General features: G+C 40.4%; 3 protein-coding genes. 2 read left to right on the top strand and 1 reads right to left on the bottom strand.

All coding sequences use genetic code 11. The features are described from left to right. Window positions 1-78: 78 nt before the first annotated feature. A complete protein-coding gene (locus tag CXF78_RS19195; RefSeq protein WP_102037657.1) occupies window positions 79-1218 on the top strand; it encodes an MFS transporter in 1140 nt (379 codons plus the stop codon). Window positions 1219-1283: 65 nt separating this feature from the next. After that, window positions 1284-2117, top strand: a complete 834-nt coding sequence (locus tag CXF78_RS19190) for a TIGR03899 family protein (RefSeq protein ID WP_011636286.1) — start codon at window positions 1284-1286, stop codon at window positions 2115-2117. Here CXF78_RS19190 and CXF78_RS19185 read toward each other — a convergent pair. Further along, window positions 2107-2706: a hypothetical protein gene (locus CXF78_RS19185; protein ID WP_102037656.1), complete on the bottom strand. Its 600-nt coding sequence runs from the start codon at window positions 2704-2706 to the stop codon at window positions 2107-2109. The genes CXF78_RS19190 and CXF78_RS19185 overlap by 11 nt on opposite strands. Window positions 2707-2815 lie beyond the last annotated feature (109 nt).

Below are 2815 nucleotides of genomic sequence, written 5' to 3'. Positions count from 1 at the left end.
AACAGCAGTGATACGGCCTTATTCAGTGGTAAATCCGCCTTTATTGAACGCACTAACCCACAACATCTGCTGCTATGGATGACTTTTGTAATGTCCATGGTGTTTGCGGTTTGGCAGGCTTTGTTAAATAACTTTGTTATTGAACGCGCCGCATTCACGGGCGCTGAAATTGGAATGCTGCAGAGTTTAAGAGAGGTACCTGGTTTTTTAGCTTTTACCGCGGTATTTGTATTGCTGCTGATCAAAGAGCAAACCTTTGCCTTAACATCCTTGGCACTATTGTGCATTGGAGTGGGGATAACCGGCTGGTTTCCTGATGTCATCGGGTTGTATTTAACAACGATACTCATGTCGATTGGGTTTCATTATTTTGAAACAATCAATCAATCGCTTACGTTACAGTGGGTAGATAAAGCCGATGCACCTGGCTTTATGGGCAAAGCGTTAGCGTGGCGCTCCGCAGCAGCACTTGTTGGCTATGGCTCAATTTGGTTAATTATGAGTTGGCTGAGTCTGGACTACATCTGGATGTATAGCATTATTGGCGGATGTGGATTAGTTATGGTGTTCATTATGGCAGTGTATTTTCCTCGTTTTGCCATAGGCTCCATTCAACACAAACACTTAATACTGAGAAAACGCTACTGGCTTTATTACTTGCTAACCTTTTTCTCTGGAGCGCGCAGGCAAATTTTTATGGTGTTTGCTGGCTTCATGATGGTTGAAAAATTTGGCTATTCGGTGTCTGAAATCACCGCTTTATTCTTAATTAACTATGTCGTTAACTTACTCTTTGCCCCTACCATTGGTCGCTTTATTGGAAAAATGGGTGAACGTAACGCATTAATTATCGAATACGTTGGCTTAGTGATTATTTTTAGTAGTTACGCTTATGTCAGCGACGCCAATATTGCGGCTGGACTGTATGTGATTGATCACCTGCTTTTTGCTATGGCGATTGCGATGAAAACCTATTTTCAAAAAATTGCTGATAAACAAGATATTGCATCAACCATGTCGGTCAGCTTTACCATTAACCATATTGCTGCGGTAATTATCCCTGTTTTATTAGGCATTTTATGGCTCAGTTCGCCTAAAGCAGTATTCTTCATAGGCACTGGATTTGCGATATGTTCACTCGCACTAGCGTTCAATGTGCCGCGTCATCCAGAGCCAGGTAAAGAAGCTCTATGGTCACCGTTAATGACAAAACGCTAAACGATTTAGCACAGATGTCATACCATACAAACATGGTGCAAGTGTAATGCAAAAGGGGGTTACTGATGACTGATATTGATGTGACGACAACGCAAGATGACAATACTCAAGTGTCCGCGCGCAAAAAAACCTTATTACTTGGGCGCATTATCGGTTTAGCCAGCGAAGAGGATTATCGTCCTTCAACAGCATCCGTTGCAGAGCGTGCAGAATACCGTCAACGCAAGCAACTCAGCCAGTATCAGACCAACCTTGAAAGCATTTTTGCATTAGCGATTAATTACACGCCATCTGATGTAACAGGTGTCGAATTAGATCCTGATTGGCGTTACCAATTTTTTCAAATGGCTGAACAAATTCATAACCGTAAGATGCAAGATTTGTGGGCCAGAATTTTAGCCAGTGAAATTGTCAATCCAGGTAATTTTAGCCTGCGGACTTTAGCGGTATTACTGCAACTGACGTTTCGAGAAGCACTGATATTTGAAAAAGCCTTAGGTATGTCGGTTAAAATCAATACCGAGCCCAGATTTAAATTACTCAGTAGTTATCGTATTAACGGTGGGATGAAACAATATTTTCGTAAGCATACTCAAACAAACTTCGGCCTGTCTCAATTCGGCTTACCTTATTCGAGCATTTTAACCTTAGTTGATGCGGGGATTTTACATAAAAGCGAGTTTGAAACCGGACTCTTAAACAGTAATGAACATATTCAGTTAACCATGTGTAATGCAACTTTGTCGCTAAAACCTAAACATCAGCACTTATTATTTACTTATTATCGATTTACCACTGTAGGCGATGAGTTGTGCCAACTAATACAGGCAAAAAGTGATGATGAATTTATCAATGCCGTTAAAACCATGTTGGCCAAAGACTTTATGGTTAACAGTTAATTTTTTTGTAAAGGTGTGCATACTTTGCTTTGTGTTCGCTAAACAAAAATTGGCGCAATATTTCACGAGACTCACCTTCTGCACTAATTTTTGCTGCCATGACCCCGTTTTCAGTTCGTACCGGTTCAAACACCATATCCAGATGCACACCATTAGGTAAAATAAGTTGTGTTAAGCGTGGCACTTTGGCGTTAAGTTCTTGCGGTACTTTAATAGTCATGCCTGAACTCGATAAAGAGAGTACCTCAACAAATTTAGCCGTATCGTTATCAATGACTTTTATGTTTTTGACATTATTGAGCCGCCAGCTACGTTCACCGCCGCGCATATCAATGACTTCAGGAATGCCCAACTCTGGCAAAAATTGCCCAAGCTCATCTTGCTTTAAGATTAATGGAAACCATAAACGGTAATAACTAATTTCAGCTAATAGAGTTAATTTGGCATTCCCCAAAATATGAGCAAGCACTTGGGGTATTTCGGTCGCAACACTTAATGAATGTCTCGATAAAGTATTATCGGTACTGTCATCTTCCGGCGAGAATACACCGCTAAAATAAGCGAGCTCTTCATCAGATAAAGTAGACATAATCTAGCCTTTTTTTACACACTAACACGATCTCCATACTAACACCTTAGTATGATGGCGAACAAACTTTAACCAAATACAGCCATTCATTATGATATAAAAGTCTTAT

The organism is Shewanella sp. 11B5, assembly GCF_002836795.1.
Taxonomy (GTDB): domain Bacteria; phylum Pseudomonadota; class Gammaproteobacteria; order Enterobacterales; family Shewanellaceae; genus Shewanella; species Shewanella frigidimarina.
This window is presented reverse-complemented; position numbering and strand designations above follow the sequence as displayed.

Coding starts and splice junctions, on each gene's coding strand:
- CXF78_RS19195 (WP_102037657.1), top strand. CDS start 79: ATGACTTTTGTAATGTCCATGGTGTTTGCGGTTTGGCAGGCTTTGTTA.
- CXF78_RS19185 (WP_102037656.1), bottom strand. CDS start 2,706: ATGTCTACTTTATCTGATGAAGAGCTCGCTTATTTTAGCGGTGTATTC.
- CXF78_RS19190 (WP_011636286.1), top strand. CDS start 1,284: ATGACTGATATTGATGTGACGACAACGCAAGATGACAATACTCAAGTG.